The organism is Photobacterium sp. Ph5, assembly GCF_022129445.1.
GTDB lineage: Bacteria > Pseudomonadota > Gammaproteobacteria > Enterobacterales > Vibrionaceae > Photobacterium.
On record NZ_JADQAQ010000032.1, the window covers coordinates 1 to 19,083 of the forward strand.

Sequence of the window (19,083 nt, forward strand, 5' to 3'; positions counted from 1 at the left end):
ATTTAGGTTCTGGCGCCGCAAGGTGTGAGAGTTCAAGTCTCTCCTTCCGCACCATACATTAGAAACCCACTCTTTGAGTGGGTTTTCTTTTATCTGGCAAATATGTCATTAGATAAAGAAAAAGCTGAGTGACAATGTCTCTCAGCTTTATGCTTTTCGTTATATAAATAGCAAAATCTTAAATTAAAGACCCATTGCGTATTTCAATACTTGTTTTTTAATCCCGCCCGCCCCATCGGCTAAACGAAGCCCTGCATTACGAATAAACTTTAATGGCGCAATATTATTACTAAATGCCACATAGAAAAAATCCATCCCTGTTTGCATGACAAGGTTGTCAGGACGACGACGACGTTGATATTTATCAAGTACCGAACTTTCCGCCCAATGCTCACCTGCCGCTTCTATTTCTTGCAGTAAAATATCAACATCTTTAAAGCCAAGATTCACACCTTGGCCTGCTAATGGATTAATCGTATGAGCAGCATCGCCTAATAATACTACATTTGGCTTGTAATACGTTTGTGCATGACGACGCGTTAATGGAAAAGAGCCATGATCAATTACACTGAACTCACCCAGCTCTTCAGGGAAAACAGCAGAGATCTCTGTATGCAACTGTTCGGAAGTCATGTGTGTTAGACGTCGAATACGTTCAGGGCTGTCATACCATACTAATGAACCTTGATGCCCAGGCAACGGTAAGAATGAGCGTGGACCTGCTGGTGTAAACTGTTGCCACGTAATATCTTGTTGCGGCAATGCTGTTTCTATATTAATGAGCATGCAGTGTTGACGGTAATCCCACGCCGTAATACCAATGCCCGCTTGTTGGCGCACTTGAGAATTAGCACCATCGGCACCAATTAATAATCGACACTGTAGCTGCTGAGTATTTTCCAACTCAACGATATAGCCATTTTCAATCGGTGTTGTTGAAACCATTTTTGATGGGCAATATAGCGTCAAGTTCTCGATATTGTCGAATTGCTGCCAAAGCGCAAGTTGTAGCAGACGATTTTCAACAATATAGCCTAGTTGCTCTAACCCCATATCATCAGCATTAAAACGTGTACGACATTCTGGGCTTTCCCACGTTTCCAATCGTTTAAATGGACACAAACGCATGTTGAGCACTTCGTTCCATGCGCCTAACCGATCTAATAATGCAACGGAATGAGGAGAAATTGCGGAAACACGTAAATCCATCGGTTGTGTGTTTGCAAAAGGTCGAGGTGCAAAGCCTTCTAATATAGCAACATCTAGACCTAACTTCGCCAAGCCAAGCGCGGTGGCAGCCCCAACCATACCGCCACCAGCAACGATGACATCATACTGCTTCATTATTTACCTACCTATTACGTTCAGGCTCATTATTTGGTTATAATCCAATAAAACCATCATAGTAACTCGAATTGTATAAAAAATTTTAATATATAGGGAATGTCGCTAAGATAAACATTCTTTTATTGTGTGATCACTTTAATAAGCAGGAAACAGCCTTATCATGCTAAAACGTTTTTTTATTAAATTTCTTTTATTTGTGCTTCTGTTTCCTGTATTTCTCGTGATTATTTTTAAATTTATTAATCCACCATTTTGGGGCTGGGAGGTTAGTCGAACACTATTTCCACCTCAAGGTTACCCTGAGCACACTCAACATGAGTGGGTGAATTTAGATAAAATATCAAAGAATATGCAGTTAGCTGTAATTGCATCTGAAGATCAAACGTTTCCTGAACATCACGGTATCGATGTACAAGCGACACTTGCTGTATTAAAAGATGCGGGTAAAAATGGCCCAGATCGTGGCGCCAGTACCATCAGCCAGCAAGCGGCTAAAAATATGTTTCTATTTCCAGTCCACTCATTCATTCGTAAAGGTATCGAATTATACTTTTCTTTATTAATGGAAATAGTTTGGGGAAAAGAGCGTATTCTTGAAGTCTATCTAAATATTATTGAATTTGGCCCAGGTATTTATGGCGTAGAAGCGGCCAGTGAACACTTTTTCCATATTCCAGCCAGTCGATTAAGTGCCCAACAGGCAGCACAACTTGCAGCTGTATTACCGAACCCTTATAAGATAAAAGCCGCGCCAATGAGTAATTATGTCTACCAACGTAGCCAATGGATCCGTCGTCAAATGCGACAACTTGGTATGGTAACGCTCAATAAAGTCTATAATGAACAATCACTTTTCAAATCGGTTGCTATTTATCCATAGCTTTGAATAAACCCACAATTTATTCAGGGTGGTGATGATCTGGTCAGAGCGAGTTTAAAGCAGTACAATACGCGGCTTGCTACAGGCGATTACTATCATGTCCCCTGTCAGCCCGTAATCTGAATGTAATGAAATCAACACTACGAGCGAAGAGTTAGAGATGGCGAAGAAACTGCTGATCAAAACCTGGGGCTGCCAGATGAACGAATACGATTCATCAAAAATGGCAGATCTTCTTAATGCAGCTAATGGCTTTGAGTTAACCGAAATCCCAGAAGAAGCAGATGTTGTGCTACTTAACACCTGCTCGATCCGTGAGAAGGCACAAGAGAAAGTTTTCCACCAGCTAGGGCGTTGGAAAAAATTAAAAGATAAGAAGCCTGATCTTGTGATCGGTGTCGGTGGTTGTGTAGCCACGCAAGAAGGTGACTCGATTCGTAAACGTGCACCGTATGTTGACGTAATCTTTGGCCCGCAAACATTACACCGTTTGCCAGAGATGATTAAGCGTTCACAATCAAATGAAAAAACCGTTATGGATATCTCCTTCCCTGAAGTTGAGAAATTCGATAGCTTGCCTGAGCCTCGTGCTGAAGGCGCAACAGCATTCGTATCTATTATGGAAGGCTGTTCTAAATACTGTACTTACTGCGTAGTACCTTATACTCGCGGTGAAGAAGTGAGCCGTCCATTAGATGACGTACTGTTTGAAATTGCGCAACTTGCAGAACAAGGCGTACGTGAAGTAAATCTACTAGGACAAAACGTTAATGCTTATCGTGGTCCGATGCACGATGGAGAAGTAGCAAGCTTTGCCGAGCTACTGCGTTTAGTCGCTGCAATTGATGGTATCGACCGTATTCGCTACACAACTAGTCATCCTATTGAATTTACTGATGACATCATTGATGTGTACACAGATACGCCAGAATTAGTAAACTACTTACACTTACCAGTACAGAGTGGTTCAGATCGCATTCTGACAATGATGAAACGTCCTCATACTGTATTAGAATACAAGTCTAAAATTCGTAAGTTACGTAAAGTACGTCCTGATATCACCATGAGTTCTGACTTTATTGTCGCGTTCCCTGGTGAATCTGATCAAGATTTTGAAGATACCATGAAGTTAATTCGTGATATCGATTTTGATATTAGTTATAGCTTTATCTTCTCACCACGTCCAGGTACGCCAGCAGCTGATTACCCATGTGATCTGTCTGAAGATGTGAAAAAAGAACGTTTATATGCGCTACAGCAACAACTAAACAGCCAAGCAATGCGACATGCACGTCAAATGTTAGGCACTGAACAGCGTATCCTTGTTGAAGGTCCTTCTCGTAAGAACGTAATGGAACTGCGTGGGCGTACTGAAAACAACCGAATCGTAAACTTTGAAGGTTCTGCTGATTTAATTGGTCAATTCGTCGATGTGAAAATTGTTGATGTATTTACCAACTCACTACGTGGCGAATTAGTGCGTACTGAAGCAGAAATGAATCTACGTGTTGCAATGTCACCTGCTGAAATGATTGCAAAAACACGTAAAGAAAATGAATTGGGTGTAGGCGTATACACACCAGAGTAAACCGTTAGCTCTTGCTCTACATTGGTAGGCATGTACGTTTTACCTGAGTACGTCTCCTGCCCTGAACCTATGGCCGTCATCATGACGGCCTTAATGAGAGGCAAACCTTGAGCAAAATAATTACTGTAGAATTTCAACTTGAGCCAGCTGATAACCAGCGCTTATCTAGTCTTTGTGGCCCTTTCGACGACAATATCAAACAATTAGAGCGCCGATTAGGTGTTGAAATTAATCACCGTAGCAATAACTTTAGTATCGTTGGAAAAAACTATTCCGTTGACGCTGCGACAAATATCATCAAAGATCTCTACGTTGATACTGCACCTGTTCGCAATACAATTCCAGATATTGAACCTGACCAAATTCACCTTGCGATTAAAGAGTCTGGTGTATTAGAGCAAACGACTGAATCCTCAATTCCGTATGGCAAAGAAATTCACATCAAAACCAAAAAAGGTGTGATTAAACCGCGCACTCCTAATCAAGCGCAATATATTGCCAATATGGTAACGCATGATATTACCTTTGGTATTGGTCCTGCTGGTACTGGTAAAACCTACCTTGCAGTTGCCGCAGCTGTTGATGCATTAGAGCGTCAAGAGATCCGTCGTATTTTATTAACGCGTCCAGCAGTAGAAGCAGGGGAAAAGTTAGGTTTCCTTCCTGGCGATCTAAGCCAAAAAGTCGATCCTTACTTACGTCCTCTCTATGATGCGCTATTTGAAATGTTAGGTTTCGAGCGTGTTGAAAAATTAATTGAACGAAATGTGATTGAAGTTGCCCCATTAGCATATATGCGTGGACGTACCCTTAATGATGCATTTATTATCCTAGATGAAAGCCAAAACACCACAGTAGAACAGATGAAAATGTTCCTTACTCGTATTGGTTTTAATTCTCGTGCTGTGATCACCGGTGATGTGACGCAAATAGACTTACCTCGTGGTGCACGTTCAGGTCTACGTCATGCAATTGAAGTATTATCTGAAGTTGATGAGATCAGCTTTAATTTCTTCTTAGCCGATGATGTCGTTCGACATCCTGTGGTAGCACGTATTGTTCAAGCTTACGAAGTATGGGAAAGCGAAGACCAAAAACAACGTAAGCTTGCAGAACAACGCCGCCGAGCAGAGCAGGAAGCAAAAGAAGCGGCATTAGTTGCCGTTGCTACTGCGGCAAAGATAGAATCAGAAAAGAGTAATTAATGGCAATTTATCTCGATTTACAACACGCCACTGAGAGTCTGGATGGGTTACCGACAGAAGCGGAATTTCAACAGTGGTTAAATGCAGCCGTTACCCCTTTTCAAGCTGATGCTGAAGTCACGATACGTTTAGTTGATGAGCAAGAAAGCCATGCACTAAATCTCGAGTACCGTGGCAAAGATCGTCCAACAAATGTGTTATCTTTTCCATTTGAAGCGCCTCCTGGCATGGAATTGGAACTGCTTGGCGATTTAATTATTTGTCGTCAAGTTGTAGAAAAAGAAGCACTTGAACAAAATAAGCCCCTAAAAGCACACTGGGCACATATGGTTGTACATGGCAGTCTCCATCTGCTAGGTTATGATCATATTGAAGATGAAGAAGCTGAAGAAATGGAAAGTTTGGAAACAGAAATCATGCAAAACATGGGATTTGTTGACCCTTACATTTCTGAAAAGCAGTAATCATTTATATCGCGATTCATCCCTACGATGAGTCGCATTTCCGTGGCATCGTCCACTTAGCTGACAAGCTATTTGCTGAAAGTAAATAATGAACGAAGATAACTCTCCAACATCTGAAGGTCCGAGTAGAAAGTCCTTCTTTGAACGTATTGGCCAACTATTTCAAGGTGATCCACAAAACCGTGAAGAATTGGTTGAAGTTTTTCGAGATTCAGAAGAAAACGATCTAATCGACCATGACACTCGCGACATGCTTGAGGGTGTAATGGAAATTTCTGAAATGCGTGTTCGTGACATCATGATCCCACGTTCGCAAATGATCACGATTGAACGTTCTCAGAAGTTAGAAGATCTAATTGATTTAATTGTTGAAGCCCAACACTCTCGTTACCCTGTTATCAGTGATGATAAAGACCACGTAGAAGGCATCTTACTTGCTAAAGATCTCCTGCGTTATCTGCTTCCTGATAGCGAGCCTTTTGATATGGATAAAGTGCTGCGTCCCGCTGTTGTGGTGCCGGAAAGTAAGCGTGTTGACCGTCTATTAAAAGAGTTTCGTGAAGAACGTTACCACATGGCGATTGTGGTTGATGAGTTTGGTGGTGTATCAGGCGTTATCACCATTGAAGATATTCTTGAACAAATCGTTGGCGAAATCGAAGATGAATTCGATGACGAGGAAGAACAAGATGTCCGTCAGTTAAGTAAACATACTTACGCGGTAAAAGCACTGACAACCATTGAAGATTTCAATGAACTATTCCAAACCTCATTCTGTGATGAAGAAGTCGATACTGTTGGCGGACTTGTGATGATGAACTTTGGTCACCTACCAACGCGTGGTGAAGTTGTTGAAGTTAATGGTTACTCGTTTAAAGTGACTTCTGCCGATAACCGTCGTGTTATCCAGTTACAAGTAACGGTACCTGACGAAGCATTTCAACCGACTATTACTTCTTAAAGAATGACAAAAAAATCATTATTATCGTGGGGACAGCTGCTTGCAGCTGTGCCTGCGGGTGCAATTGCAACACTTTCTTTTGCACCTTATAACTACTGGCTTCTCGCGCCATTATCTCTCATCGCTTTTTTCTTTTTACTCCAACATAAAACTGCCAAACGTTCAGCCCTAATCGGCTTTCTTTACGGCTTAGGTATGTTTGGTACTGGCATTAGCTGGGTACACGTTAGTATTGATAACTTTGGTGGTATGCCAAAGATTGCTAGTGTGTTCTTAATGACGATGCTGATCAGCTACTTAGCGTTATACCCGGCGCTATATGGCTATCTCTACAATCGTTTTAATCGTACTCGTCCTTTCCACCAACTACTATTAACCGGCCCTGTATTTTGGTTACTTTTAGATTGGATCCGTGGTTGGCTATTTACCGGCTTTCCATGGTTATGGATGGGTTACAGCCAAATTGATACGCCCTTGGCTGCTATTGCGCCAATCTTCGGTGTTGAAGGTATTACGCTTGCCTTAGTACTTATTTCAGGTGCGATTGTTGCCGCAATAACCTACCGTAATTGGAAACCTTTACTGATCCCTATCGTCATTATTGGTTTGTCTTTGTGGGCAGGAAAAGCACAATGGGTTAAACCTGATCCTAAAAACAGTGTGTCTGTCGCTTTAATTCAAGGCAATATTCCTCAAGATCAAAAATGGCTACCGAGCCAACGTTGGCCAACCTTGATGAAATATATGGATCTCACCCGTGAAAATTGGGGATCCGATCTGATCATTTGGCCAGAAGCTGCAATCCCTGCACTCGAAGCACATATTCCTGTTTTTTTACAAGGTTTAGATGATGCTGCTCGTGCCAATAACAGCACGGTTATCACCGGTATTCTGGATCAGAAACCTGATGGACAATTCTTCAATAACATCTTAACTCTCGGTGTGGACGCTGATGGCCCATATAACTACGACACAGCAACACGATACAGTAAGCACCACTTACTGCCGTTTGGTGAGTTTGTACCGTTTGGTAATTTATTGCGCCCTATTGCACCGCTGTTTAACCTACCGATGTCGTCATTTAGCCGTGGAGCTTATGTACAACCGAACATTCAAGCTCATGGTTATTCAATAGCACCAGCACTCTGTTATGAAGTGGCTTTTAGTGAACAAATGCGTGAAAACATCACCAATCACACTGAAATGCTACTAACGCTTTCTAATGATGCATGGTTTGGTCGTTCTATTGGTCCTTTCCAACATATGGAAATAGCTCAAATGCGCGCATTAGAGCTTGGAAAACCACTATTGCGTGCAACCAACACAGGGATTACCGCTGTTGTTAATCACGAAGGCCATATCACCAAAAAGTTACCGCAGTTTGTTACTGGTGTTCTAAAAGCAACAGTGATCCCAACAATAGGTATGACACCTTATACTACGCTTGGCAGTTGGCCTTTATATTTCTATAGCTTCTGGGCTTTCGCGTTATCTTGGATCCTTATCCGACGTCAACGCGGACATTTCCGTGACACTCGACCATTGGAAACCGAGTAAAGTACCTAAAAAAGGTGAAGATTTAAGCTTCACCTTTTTTTTAATCTCATGGTATGTTGGTTGAATAAATAGCCAAATACTTACGAACACAACATACAAAGAACCTATGATTCGTAAGGTATTCCCCTATACCTTACGCAACCAACAAGGATCGAATTAATGAAAACGATACATAAACTATTTATAACCTTATGTACCTGCATCATGATGCTGAGCTCAACCTCTGCGTTAGCACAAGACAGTGACACACAAAAAACACTCGATTTATTCTACCAATCATCACAAACAAAACCTTTTTTTTCAACAGCTTATGGGTATGCGGTTTTCCCATCTGTCGGTAAAGGTGGATTCTGGGTAGGTGGTGCTTATGGCAAGGGTGTGGTATTTAAGGCTAACCAAGCAACAGGCTTTGCTAAACTATTTCAAGTTTCTATCGGCTTACAGTTCGGTGGACAAGCATATAGCGAAATTTTATTCTTCCAAGATAAACGTGCTTACGACAATTTTGTGAGTGGTAGCTTCGAGCTAGATGCCCAAGCATCAGCAGTCGCTTTAGATGAAGGCGCATCAGCAAAAGCAGGCACTGCAGGTGCGGGTGCTGGCTCTAATGGCAAATACGCAACGAAAAGTTACATCAATGGTGTTGCTATTTTCACAAAAGCAAAAGGTGGTGCCATGATTGAAGCATCATTAGCTGGACAAAAATTCACTTTCGAGCCAATGACCGAAGCTACACGTAACGTGAAGGGCTATAACAAAATGGTACCTCAAGAACTACAAAAATCAGCGCAAGCATCAAAGTCAGTAAAACCAGTTGAGACGATTAAAGCCCCAGCAGAAGACAATGCAGTGGTTGTTGAAACGTTAGAGCGTCCAGACGATATCTAGTAGCATCACGAATGTTAAAAACAAAAAACGCAGCCAATCGCTGCGTTTTTTATGATGTAGTAAAACCTATTTTTTACGGCTCAAGCGGCTGACGATTAAACTCCTTACAACCACATTTAATGCATGGTTCAATACGTGTTACATGAGTAATCGTTTGCTGGTAGCCACATTTCTCACATACCAAATGACCCAGTCCAACTAGCTCTCCTGCGCGGTAAACCCCTTTATGTTTAATATCATCCATCACTTCAATCCACTCCAATTGTGTTTTATCCGTGATCTCAGCAAGGTGTCGCCATACTGTTTCACTTACCAATTGATAAAATGGACTTTCTTTGAACGGTTCTGGGCTATTTTTCACTTCTTCACTAAAAGTTTTTAAATCACTTTTTAAATACGCTTCAATCAGTGAAAGCTCATCCTTAGTCATATCGCTGGCGGCTTTACCATACAGTTCAGTCGTCTCAATAAACTTCTTAAGCTCTTGTGGGCTATTCTTTAATGTCTCTGTTACTTTTTCTAATAGCGCTTCGTAGTGTGCTTTTTGCTGAGTCATGATGTTTCTCCTTAGCCTATATTGACTAAAAGCGTGCTGAAATGCCGCCAAATACAAGATTAAAGGTATCGAATTGCCTTCAGCTATTGTTGACACCTTTACCTTTGGTTATTCTATGTCGATTAATTTGAATGTGTTTATATTAAACTCACAAAATCCCGGATGTCATCGATGCAAGAACAATATCGTCCACAGGACATTGAACAGAAAGTTCAAGAACATTGGGACAACAAAAAAACTTTTGTTGTTAGTGAAGACCCTAATAAAGAAAAATTCTACTGTCTGTCCATGTTCCCGTACCCTAGTGGTCGACTGCACATGGGTCACGTGCGTAACTACACTATCGGTGATGTTATCTCTCGCTACCAGCGCTTACAAGGTAAAAATGTAATGCAGCCAATCGGCTGGGATGCATTTGGTTTACCTGCTGAAAATGCGGCAGTAAAAAATAAGACAGCTCCAGCACCATGGACTTACGAAAATATCGAGTACATGAAAAACCAGCTTAAGCTATTAGGCTTTGGTTATGATTGGAACCGTGAATTCGCAACTTGTACGCCAGAGTACTACCGTTGGGAACAAGAATTCTTCACTAAGCTTTACAATAAAGGCCTAGTTTACAAGAAGACTTCATCTGTTAACTGGTGTCCTAACGACCAAACTGTACTTGCTAACGAGCAGGTTGAAGATGGTTGTTGTTGGCGTTGTGATACACCTGTTGAGCAAAAAGAGATCCCACAATGGTTCATTAAGATCACTGAGTACGCGCAAGAGCTACTTGACGATCTTGACAACCTTGATGGCTGGCCTGAAATGGTTAAAACCATGCAGCGCAACTGGATCGGTCGTTCTGAAGGTGTTGAGCTAACATTTAATGTTAAAGGTCAAGACGATCTAGAAGTTTATACTACCCGCCCTGATACCCTTATGGGTGTAACATTTGTCAGCATTGCTGCAGGCCACCCTCTTGCTGCAAAAGCGGCTGAAAATAACCCTGCTCTTGCTGATTTCATTCACGAATGCCGTAATAACAAAGTTGCAGAAGCTGATCTTGCAACGATGGAAAAGAAAGGCATGGATACAGGCTTAACGGCTATCCACCCATTAGATGGTCGTGAAGTCCCTGTTTACGTTGCTAACTTTGTACTGATGGATTACGGCACAGGTGCAGTAATGGCAGTACCTGCGCACGATCAGCGTGACTTTGAGTTTGCAACAAAATACAACATCGACATCATGGCAGTTATCAAGCCTGAAGATGGTAGTGATGCTGACATTTCTGAGGCGGCATACACAGAAAAAGGTGTACTGTTTAATTCAGGTGAATTCGATGGCCTTAACTTCCAACAAGCGTTCGATGCAATTGCAACGAAACTTGAAGCTGAAGGAAAAGGCAAAAAGACAGTTAACTTCCGTCTACGTGACTGGGGCGTTTCTCGTCAACGTTACTGGGGTGCGCCAATCCCAATGGTAACGACTGAAGATGGTGAAGTTCACCCAGTACCTGCAGATCAACTACCAGTGATCTTGCCTGAAGATGTGGTAATGGATGGCGTAACTAGTCCAATCAAAGCGGATAAAGAGTGGGCAAAAACTACCTTTAACGGTGAACCTGCGCTTCGTGAAACAGATACATTCGATACATTCATGGAATCGTCTTGGTACTACGCGCGTTACTGTTCACCACAAGCTGACGATATTCTAGATCCAGAAAAAGCGAACTACTGGCTACCTGTTGATCAATACATTGGTGGTATTGAACACGCATGTATGCACCTACTGTACTCTCGCTTCTTCCACAAATTGCTACGTGATGCAGGTTACGTAACGTCTGACGAACCATTCAAGCAATTACTATGTCAAGGCATGGTATTGGCTGACGCATTCTTCTATACCACAGAGAAAGGCGGTAAAGAGTGGGTTGCGCCAACAGACGTCACTGTTGAACGCGATGGTAAAGGTCGCATCACGTCTGCTGTTGACTCTCAAGGTCACAACGTTGAACACTCAGGCATGATCAAAATGTCTAAGTCTAAAAACAACGGTATCGACCCTCAAGAAATGGTAGATAAGTACGGTGCTGATACCGTTCGTCTATTCATGATGTTTGCATCACCTGCTGACATGACACTTGAATGGCAAGAATCTGGCGTTGAAGGTGCTAACCGTTTCCTTAAACGTGTTTGGAAACTCGTTCGTGAACATACAGCGAAAGGTGCAGCAGAAGCGGTTGATGTGTCAGCATTAACTGGCGATCAAAAAGCACTTCGTCGTGATATTCACAAAACAATTGCAAAAGTAAGTGATGATATTGGTCGTCGCCAAACATTCAACACTGCAATTGCTGCTATCATGGAGCTGATGAATAAGCTGGCTAAAGCCTCTCAAGAATCAGTTCAAGATCGCGCAATTCTTGATGAAGCACTAAAAGCAATTGTGACTATGCTTTACCCTATCACTCCACATATCTGTTTCGAAATGTGGGCTGCACTGGGCGAAACTGACATTGATAATGCACAATGGCCACAAGCTGACGAAAAAGCATTAGTTGAAGATGAGAAACTGATCATTGTTCAAGTTAACGGTAAGCTTCGTGCTAAGTTAACCGTTGCAGCAGATGCAACAAAAGAACAAGTTGAAGAACTTGGTCTAAACGATGAGAACGTCACTAAGTTCACTGATGGTTTAACGATCCGTAAAGTTATTTACGTACCAGGTAAACTACTTAACATCGTTGCTAGCTAATTAGGTTATTGTTCTCTGTTAGTTCACCTAACATAGCGAGTAACCTTAAGATCCCCGCTTATGCGGGGATCTTTATAATTACAGTTCTATTTAATTTTTGCGCCTAGCGCACTTTCTTTTTACTTCAAGGAGCTGACTTTCGTGAAAAGTTTTTTCTCGGCGAACAGCCTAACTCGACTACTTATCATTACTCTTCTCGCGCTAACAACAGCTTCTTGTGGCTTCCATCTTCGCGGTAATTACATGCTTCCTGACGGTATCGCTAAACTATCATTAACCAGTTTTGACCCTTATGGTCAGCTAACACGTATGGTTAGATACCAATTTAAACTCCACGGTATTAGTGAAGTTGCACCTGCGAAAAATGTGCCGAACCTAAATATTAACAGTGAGTCTCAAGGTGAGCGTACTTTATCTATTTATCAAAATAACGGTAAAGCGGAATACGATTTAACCTTAACGGTTAATTACTCAGTCACTATCCCAAATCAAGGTCAGCAAACTTATACCACCAAAGTGACTCGTACTTTCCTTGATAACCCATTAACAGCATTGGCAAAATCTGTTGAACAAGACGAATTAGTTAACGTTATGCGTGAACAAGCTGCGCAACAAATTATGCGTAAATTGGCACGTTTAACCGCCGTATTTAATAAGATCGAAGAAGACAAATTAGACTCTCAATTACAAGAGATTCTGAACGAAGAAGATAAAAAAGAATCTTCCGATGAAACAGGAAAAACGATAATTACAACGTTACCTGCAGAGCAATCAAATACAGTTATTGAGCATAATAGTCATAACGCACAATGAGAGTTTATCCCGAACAACTGACGCAGCAGCTCAATAAAGGCCTGCGTCAGGCTTACCTATTATTTGGTAATGAACCACTACTTAAACAAGAATGTGGTGACAGTATTAAGCAACTAGCTCAACAGCAAGGTTTTCTTGAACGCCATCGTTTTACCATTGATAACCAGTTAGATTGGAATCAAGTACTCGATTGCTGTCAAGCCATGAGCTTATTCTCAGCCCAACAAATCATTGAGTTAGAGTTTCCTGAAACAGGGCTTAATGCCAATCAAGCTAAAGCCTTGTTAGAGGTTATTGAACATTTAAACCCTGATATTTTATTAGTGCTTACTGGTCCTTATTTAAATAAGAAACAAGAAGCAACCAAATGGTTTAAAGCCCTCGATGGCTTAGGCTTATATGTGCCATGTAATACCCCTGACGCCAAACAAATGCCGCGTTTTATTCAAACCCGTTGTCGAATGCTTGGTTTAAAGCCTGATCATGAGTCGGTACAAATGCTAGCACAATGGCATGAAGGTAATTTACTGGCGTTAGCACAAAGCTTACATAAGCTGGTCTTGCTTTATCCTGATGGTGAGCTAACCATTATTCGCCTACAAGAAGCATTAAGTCGTCATAATCACTATACCCCTTTCCAACTGGTTGATGCGGTATTAGCTGGACAATCAAAACGCAGCCAACGCGTGCTCCGTCAATTGCAAGGTGAAGGTATTGAGGCCACGATCTTATTACGTACCTTGCAACGAGAGTTGACGCAGCTTTATAAGATGCAAGAAATGGGGAAGAAAGGCACACCGCTTAATATCATTTTTGAGCAATTTCGGGTGTGGCAAAATCGCCGTGAAATTTATGTTGGTGCACTTCATCGCTTACCATTACCACGTTTGGTTAGAATCATTCGTCAATTAACTCAACTTGAAATACAAGTGAAAACTGATTACGACACCACACCATGGCCAGCTCTTAGTACACTCTGTGCTGAAATCTGCGGTTTAGAAACCCACTTACAGCACGCATAATCCGATATAAAAACGGTCTTCAGTCATTGTTGACCGTTTTTTTTCTAAATCTTACCTTAACCGGTCGAAAAATCATCGTCTGAACCTTGTCCTTTTATCGCTGTCAGATAAGAGCGTGGTATACTGCCGATCTTATTACGGTCGCAAACTTTTTACCTATCCTATCCAATAGTAAAATAGATCATAGACGACTACACATTTTTAAACGCTTATTGAGGGAATCCCTTTGCAAGTTCAAGAACTACACGATTTCATTGTTGATAAAATTGACGACATTAAAGCACAAGACATCGTAACAATTGATGTTCGTGGTAAATCAAGCATCACAGACGTAATGGTTATCTGTACTGGTACTTCAAACCGTCACGTGAGCTCTATTGCTGATCACGTAAACAAAGAATCAAAGTTAATTGACTTCCCTCCATTTGGTATTAGTGGTGAAGATGAAGGTCAATGGGTGATCGTTGATATGGGTAACGTAATGCTACATATCATGCAAGAAGATGCTCGCCAAGTGTACCAACTGGAGAAGCTTTGGAGCTAACTGAGTCATGAAGCTTCAATTAATTGCTGTTGGCACAAAAATGCCAAAGTGGGTTGAGGAAGGCTATAAAGAATATAGCCGTCGCTTCCCTAAAGATATGCCTCTGGAATTGATTGAGATCCCAGCGGGTAAGCGCGGGAAAAATGCAGATATTGCTCGTATCCTTCAAAAAGAAGGTGAAGCAATGTTAGCTGCCGTTGCTAAGGGTAACCGAATTGTTACTCTAGATATTCCTGGCAAACGCTGGGATACCGAGCAACTAGCAGGTCAGCTAGAAGTTTGGAAACTTGATGGTCGCGACGTCTCTATTTTAATTGGCGGACCAGAAGGCCTTTCACCAGCTTGTAAAGCAGCAGCAGAGCAAAGCTGGTCACTATCACCATTAACACTTCCGCACCCGTTAGTGCGTGTAGTTATGGCAGAAAGTTTATACCGTGCATGGAGCATCACGGCTAACCATCCGTACCACAGGGAATAACCATCGATGAGACAAAAGCGAACCCAGATCCGCGACCATCGCGCTGAGTCGGCGCTATTTTTCCGCCGAGCTCTTGTCTCATTTATTGGAATTGTCATTCTGGTCAGCATCTTATTATTCAATCTATTTAATATTCAGGTTGAACAACACCAAGACTATAAGACTCGATCAAATGACAACCGGATAAAAATTGTTCCTGTCGCACCTAATCGCGGTCTTATTTATGACCGTAATGGTGTGCTATTAGCCGAAAACCGCCCCATTTATAACCTTGAAGTTACCATCGAAAAAGTACCTGACATGGAACAAACCTATGCTGATTTAAAATCAGTATTAGGCCTTACCGATGAAGACATTGAGCGATTTAAAAAAGAGCGCCGCCGTACTCGTCGCTTTAAATCTGTGCCAATCCTTGAGGGATTAAACGAGCAACAAGTTGCTTTGTTTGCAGTCAACCAACATAAATTTCCAGGCGTGGAAGTTAAAGCCTATTTAAAACGTTACTATCCATATGGTGATTCGCTTACGCACGTCTTAGGTTATGTTGCTAAAATCAACGATCGTGACCTTAAAAAACTAGATAAAGCGGATAAACTCAGTAATTACAAAGCAACTCGCGATATCGGTAAGCTAGGTATTGAGCGTTACTACGAAGATCTATTACATGGCACTTCAGGCTATCAAGAAGTCGAAGTTAACAGTCGTGGACGTATTATTCGTACCCTTAAGTACGTACCCCCTATTCCAGGTAAAGACATCTCATTAAATCTTGATATTCAGCTTCAGCTTTATGTTCAAAACTTGCTAACTGAACGTAAAATCGATCCTGAAACGGGTGAAGAGATCACTAAACACAAACGTGGCTCTGTCGTAGTTTTAGATCCAAAAGACGACGCTATTCTCGCGATGGTTTCTAGCCCAAGTTACGACCCTAATTTATTTGTTCGTGGTATTTCCAGTAAAAAATACCGTGAATTATTAAATAACCCAGATCGCCCATTAGTTAACCGCGTCACTCTCGGTATTTATCCACCAGCATCCACGGTAAAACCGTTAATTGCAGTCGCTGCATTAACAGAAGGCGTGATCACGCCAAAAACCACCCGAAATGATCCCGGTTGGTGGCAGATCCCGAACACAACCAGTCGTAAATTCCGTGATTGGTTACGTTGGGGACATGGTCGCGTCAACATTTATAAAGCGATTGAAGAGTCAGTGGATACTTACTTTTATCAAGTTGCCTACGATATGGGTATCGATCGACTTTCAACGTGGATGAATAAATTTGGCTATGGCGTCTATACCGGTATTGATATTCACGAAGAAAGCAAAGCCAATATGCCAACCCGTGAATGGAAACAAGCTCGCCATAAACGTCCTTGGTATCAAGGCGATACTATTCCTGTCGGTATTGGACAAGGCTATTGGACAGCAACACCACTGCAAATAGCAAAAGCAACATCGGTATTGGTCAATAATGGCGTGGTTCATCGCCCTCATCTTCTAAAAGATATTATTGACGAAGAAACAGTCAAACCCGCTGAGTTTGAAGATTTCCCACCGATCACAGGCGTGACACCAGAAACCTGGGAGATCGCTCGTGAAGGTATGCATCGCGTTCTTTATGGTAATCGTGGTACAGCACGAAAAGCGTTTTATGATACGCCATATGAAGCTGGCGGGAAATCAGGCTCAGCACAGGTCTTCGGTTTAGCTGAAAACCAAAAATATAATGCAGATGAGCTTGAAGAGCGTTTACGTGACCATGCGTTATTTACTGCATTTGCGCCATTTGACAAACCTGAAGTAGTCGTTGCAATGGTATTAGAAAATGCCGGTGGTGGCTCTAGTAATGGTGGGCCAATTGCTCGTCAAATTTTCGATCATATGCTAATTAAGCCAACCGCTGAGAGCCTTCTTAAAGCAAAGCCTGAACTCACTGCGACACAACCAACAGAGGTACAATAATGAGTATTATGGCGGCAACCGGTACCAAGCGAACGCTAAGTGATCGCTTACATATCGATATGCCACTATTACTAGGGATCCTTACACTTATGGGGTTTGCCCTTATCATCATGTGGAGCGCAAGCGGACAAAATATTGCCATGATGGAACGCCAGGCAATGCGCATGTTGATGTCACTAGGGATTATGGTTTTACTCGCACAAATTGCACCACGCCATTACGAAGCATGGGCACCTTACTTATTTGGTATTGGCTTACTACTGCTGTTTAGTGTATTAGCTTTTGGTGAAGTATCTAAAGGCGCACAACGTTGGTTAAATTTAGGCTTTGTTCGCTTTCAACCTTCTGAATTGCTCAAACTGGCCGTACCGCTGATGGTGGCTCGATTTATTGGTAATCGACCATTACCGCCATCGATGCGTAATATCTTTGTTGCTTTAGTATTAATCTTCACACCAACCATCTTAATTGCTAAGCAACCCGACCTTGGAACCTCAATTTTGGTTGCCGCATCAGGGATCTTTGTTCTGTTTCTGTCAGGAATGAGCTGGAGACTGATTATAGGGGCGTTAGTATTACTCGGTGCGTTTATTCCTGTGTTATGGTTCTTCCTTATGCACGACTACCAGCGAACGCGAGTAATGACTTTGTTTAATCCAGAGTCTGATCCGCTCGGTGCGGGTTACCATATTATTCAATCAAAAATCGCGATTGGCTCTGGAGGCATAAGCGGTAAAGGTTGGCTCCATGGTACTCAGTCTCAGCTAGAATTTGTTCCTGAACGACATACCGATTTCATCTTTGCAGTTATCGCTGAAGAATGGGGATTAACCGGTGTGATTGGTTTACTGACAATTTACCTTTTCATCTTAGGACGAGGGTTATTATTAGCAAGCCGAGCTCAAACCGCATTTGGGCGTATGATGGCTGGCAGTATTGTATTAAGTTTCTTTGTTTATGTTTTTGTAAATATCGGTATGGTAAGTGGCATTCTGCCTGTGGTAGGTGTTCCACTTCCTCTAGTGAGCTACGGCGGTACATCCATGATGACCCTGCTAGCTGGCTTCGGTATTTTGATGTCTATCCACACTCACAGAAAAATGTTGTCTAAGGCGACCTAAATGCGTTCACTTTTTTTATTGTTCTTTGTTCTACTTGCAGGATGTAGCTCCGCGCCAGATAAACCTCAACAGCCAGAGACAAAAGCAGCTCAAGCCACACCAGGCTTACTGTTTAAACCCAATACCCCAACCAATGACGATCCCAATGCGGGCCGTTATTCATTAAAAGATGACCGAGCACCAACGGTGGTGCCTGATTTTAGTAAAGTACCACCCGTTGTACCGCATTATGAACCTTATAGTCGTGGTGGTAATAAAGACTACACATTACGTGGCAAACGCTACCATATTGTAAAAAATACGAAAGGTTATACTGAGACAGGCTTTGCTTCTTGGTATGGCGAGAAATTCCATGGCCATAAAACCTCCAATGGTGAAACATATAATATGTTTGCTATGACGGCAGCGCATAAAACCTTGCCGCTACCGAGTTTTGTCCGTGTAACCAATACCCTAAATGGTAAATCGACGATCGTTCGAGTGAACGACCGTGGTCCATTCCATGATGGCCGAATTATTGATTTAAGTATGGCCGCGGCAGCAAAAATTGGGGTAATCAGTCTTGGCACAGCCCCTGTTAAGATTGAAGTGATAAATATACCTAAGCCGACAAATAAAAGTGCAATGAAAAATTCACCGATTCCTCATCACTATTTTGTCCAATTAGCCGCGGTAAATAGCTTAGCAAAAGCCGAAGAGATGAAAAAAGAGCTAAAACGTAACTTCAATACCGATATTGATATCGAAAAAGTTGCTAGTCGTGCGGTATACCGTGTCCGTTTAGGTCCATATATGGATCACCGAGATGCAGAAATACAGCTTAGCAAAGTAAAATCTCATCGTTACCCAAAGGCATTTATAACCACTGTTAATAGATAATGGGAACCTAATCGACATTTAGCACTCATAACATCGGCTTGTATGTTTATTCGTTTAACGTAATGAA

The 19,083-nt window shown here is 42.0% G+C and carries 17 protein-coding genes; 15 read left to right on the top strand and 2 right to left on the bottom strand.

All coding sequences use genetic code 11. The annotated features are described in order from the left end of the window. Positions 1 to 183 precede the first annotated feature (183 nt). Positions 184 to 1,344 (bottom strand): 2-octaprenyl-3-methyl-6-methoxy-1,4-benzoquinol hydroxylase, encoded by a 1,161-nt coding sequence (locus I3259_RS13015; protein ID WP_238030013.1) that lies wholly within the window; start codon positions 1,342 to 1,344, stop codon positions 184 to 186. Between the two features lie 163 nt (positions 1,345 to 1,507). Here I3259_RS13015 and mtgA point away from each other — a divergent pair, with 163 nt between their 5' ends. From mtgA to I3259_RS13050, 7 genes are all read left to right on the top strand, one after another. After that, positions 1,508 to 2,227 (top strand): monofunctional biosynthetic peptidoglycan transglycosylase, encoded by a 720-nt coding sequence (mtgA, locus tag I3259_RS13020; protein WP_238030014.1) that lies wholly within the window; start codon positions 1,508 to 1,510, stop codon positions 2,225 to 2,227. A gap of 160 nt (positions 2,228 to 2,387) precedes the next feature. Continuing rightward, positions 2,388 to 3,815 carry a tRNA (N6-isopentenyl adenosine(37)-C2)-methylthiotransferase MiaB gene (gene miaB, locus I3259_RS13025; RefSeq protein WP_238030015.1) on the top strand — a complete coding sequence of 476 codons (1,428 nt, stop codon included), beginning with the start codon at positions 2,388 to 2,390 and terminating at the stop codon, positions 3,813 to 3,815. A gap of 107 nt (positions 3,816 to 3,922) precedes the next feature. Beyond that, on the top strand, positions 3,923 to 5,020 hold the full coding sequence (locus tag I3259_RS13030) for a PhoH family protein (RefSeq protein ID WP_238030016.1): 1,098 nt from the start codon (positions 3,923 to 3,925) through the stop codon (positions 5,018 to 5,020). Then, a complete protein-coding gene (ybeY, locus tag I3259_RS13035; RefSeq protein ID WP_238030017.1) occupies positions 5,020 to 5,484 on the top strand; it encodes an rRNA maturation RNase YbeY in 465 nt (154 codons plus the stop codon). Before I3259_RS13030 ends, ybeY begins: the two co-directional genes overlap by 1 nt. Before the next feature lie 88 nt (positions 5,485 to 5,572). Continuing rightward, positions 5,573 to 6,445, top strand: coding sequence for a CNNM family magnesium/cobalt transport protein CorC (gene corC / locus I3259_RS13040; protein WP_005363367.1), 873 nt, complete (start codon positions 5,573 to 5,575; stop codon positions 6,443 to 6,445). A gap of 3 nt (positions 6,446 to 6,448) precedes the next feature. Further along, entirely contained in the window at positions 6,449 to 8,002 is a 1,554-nt protein-coding gene (gene lnt, locus I3259_RS13045; protein WP_238030018.1) for an apolipoprotein N-acyltransferase, read from the top strand. A gap of 159 nt (positions 8,003 to 8,161) precedes the next feature. Beyond that, the gene (locus I3259_RS13050; protein WP_238030019.1) at positions 8,162 to 8,890 is read left to right on the top strand and encodes a lipid-binding SYLF domain-containing protein; all 729 of its coding nucleotides are present in this window, start codon (positions 8,162 to 8,164) and stop codon (positions 8,888 to 8,890) included. 73 nt (positions 8,891 to 8,963) lie between these two features. Here the strand turns inward: I3259_RS13050 and I3259_RS13055 are convergent, their stop codons facing one another. Next, positions 8,964 to 9,446, bottom strand: a complete 483-nt coding sequence (locus I3259_RS13055; protein ID WP_238030020.1) for a zinc ribbon-containing protein — start codon at positions 9,444 to 9,446, stop codon at positions 8,964 to 8,966. Between the two features lie 171 nt (positions 9,447 to 9,617). Here I3259_RS13055 and leuS point away from each other — a divergent pair, with 171 nt between their 5' ends. From leuS to I3259_RS13095, 8 genes are all read left to right on the top strand, one after another. Then, positions 9,618 to 12,191 (top strand): leucine--tRNA ligase, encoded by a 2,574-nt coding sequence (gene leuS / locus I3259_RS13060; RefSeq protein WP_238030021.1) that lies wholly within the window; start codon positions 9,618 to 9,620, stop codon positions 12,189 to 12,191. Between the two features lie 141 nt (positions 12,192 to 12,332). Continuing rightward, complete coding sequence (gene lptE / locus I3259_RS13065) at positions 12,333 to 13,004, top strand: LPS assembly lipoprotein LptE (RefSeq protein WP_238030022.1); 672 nt, start codon at positions 12,333 to 12,335, stop codon at positions 13,002 to 13,004. Continuing rightward, complete coding sequence (gene holA / locus I3259_RS13070) at positions 13,001 to 14,026, top strand: DNA polymerase III subunit delta (RefSeq protein WP_238030023.1); 1,026 nt, start codon at positions 13,001 to 13,003, stop codon at positions 14,024 to 14,026. The genes lptE and holA overlap by 4 nt, the downstream gene beginning before the upstream one ends. A 226-nt stretch (positions 14,027 to 14,252) precedes the next feature. Continuing rightward, positions 14,253 to 14,570, top strand: a complete 318-nt coding sequence (gene rsfS / locus I3259_RS13075; RefSeq protein ID WP_238030024.1) for a ribosome silencing factor — start codon at positions 14,253 to 14,255, stop codon at positions 14,568 to 14,570. Between the two features lie 7 nt (positions 14,571 to 14,577). Beyond that, the gene (rlmH, locus tag I3259_RS13080; protein ID WP_005363385.1) at positions 14,578 to 15,048 is read left to right on the top strand and encodes a 23S rRNA (pseudouridine(1915)-N(3))-methyltransferase RlmH; all 471 of its coding nucleotides are present in this window, start codon (positions 14,578 to 14,580) and stop codon (positions 15,046 to 15,048) included. Positions 15,049 to 15,054: 6 nt separating this feature from the next. Next, a complete protein-coding gene (gene mrdA / locus I3259_RS13085; RefSeq protein ID WP_238030025.1) occupies positions 15,055 to 17,016 on the top strand; it encodes a penicillin-binding protein 2 in 1,962 nt (653 codons plus the stop codon). After that, positions 17,016 to 18,137, top strand: a complete 1,122-nt coding sequence (mrdB, locus tag I3259_RS13090) for a peptidoglycan glycosyltransferase MrdB (RefSeq protein WP_238030026.1) — start codon at positions 17,016 to 17,018, stop codon at positions 18,135 to 18,137. Before mrdA ends, mrdB begins: the two co-directional genes overlap by 1 nt. Next, on the top strand, positions 18,138 to 19,016 hold the full coding sequence (locus tag I3259_RS13095; RefSeq protein WP_238030027.1) for a septal ring lytic transglycosylase RlpA family protein: 879 nt from the start codon (positions 18,138 to 18,140) through the stop codon (positions 19,014 to 19,016). The last annotated feature ends 67 nt before the right edge of the window (positions 19,017 to 19,083 follow it).

Coding starts and splice junctions, on each gene's coding strand:
- corC (WP_005363367.1), top strand. CDS start 5,573: ATGAACGAAGATAACTCTCCAACATCTGAAGGTCCGAGTAGAAAGTCC.
- leuS (WP_238030021.1), top strand. CDS start 9,618: ATGCAAGAACAATATCGTCCACAGGACATTGAACAGAAAGTTCAAGAA.
- mrdB (WP_238030026.1), top strand. CDS start 17,016: ATGAGTATTATGGCGGCAACCGGTACCAAGCGAACGCTAAGTGATCGC.
- I3259_RS13055 (WP_238030020.1), bottom strand. CDS start 9,446: ATGACTCAGCAAAAAGCACACTACGAAGCGCTATTAGAAAAAGTAACA.
- I3259_RS13095 (WP_238030027.1), top strand. CDS start 18,138: ATGCGTTCACTTTTTTTATTGTTCTTTGTTCTACTTGCAGGATGTAGC.
- rlmH (WP_005363385.1), top strand. CDS start 14,578: ATGAAGCTTCAATTAATTGCTGTTGGCACAAAAATGCCAAAGTGGGTT.
- miaB (WP_238030015.1), top strand. CDS start 2,388: ATGGCGAAGAAACTGCTGATCAAAACCTGGGGCTGCCAGATGAACGAA.
- mtgA (WP_238030014.1), top strand. CDS start 1,508: ATGCTAAAACGTTTTTTTATTAAATTTCTTTTATTTGTGCTTCTGTTT.
- lnt (WP_238030018.1), top strand. CDS start 6,449: ATGACAAAAAAATCATTATTATCGTGGGGACAGCTGCTTGCAGCTGTG.
- holA (WP_238030023.1), top strand. CDS start 13,001: ATGAGAGTTTATCCCGAACAACTGACGCAGCAGCTCAATAAAGGCCTG.
- mrdA (WP_238030025.1), top strand. CDS start 15,055: ATGAGACAAAAGCGAACCCAGATCCGCGACCATCGCGCTGAGTCGGCG.
- I3259_RS13015 (WP_238030013.1), bottom strand. CDS start 1,344: ATGAAGCAGTATGATGTCATCGTTGCTGGTGGCGGTATGGTTGGGGCT.
- ybeY (WP_238030017.1), top strand. CDS start 5,020: ATGGCAATTTATCTCGATTTACAACACGCCACTGAGAGTCTGGATGGG.
- I3259_RS13050 (WP_238030019.1), top strand. CDS start 8,162: ATGAAAACGATACATAAACTATTTATAACCTTATGTACCTGCATCATG.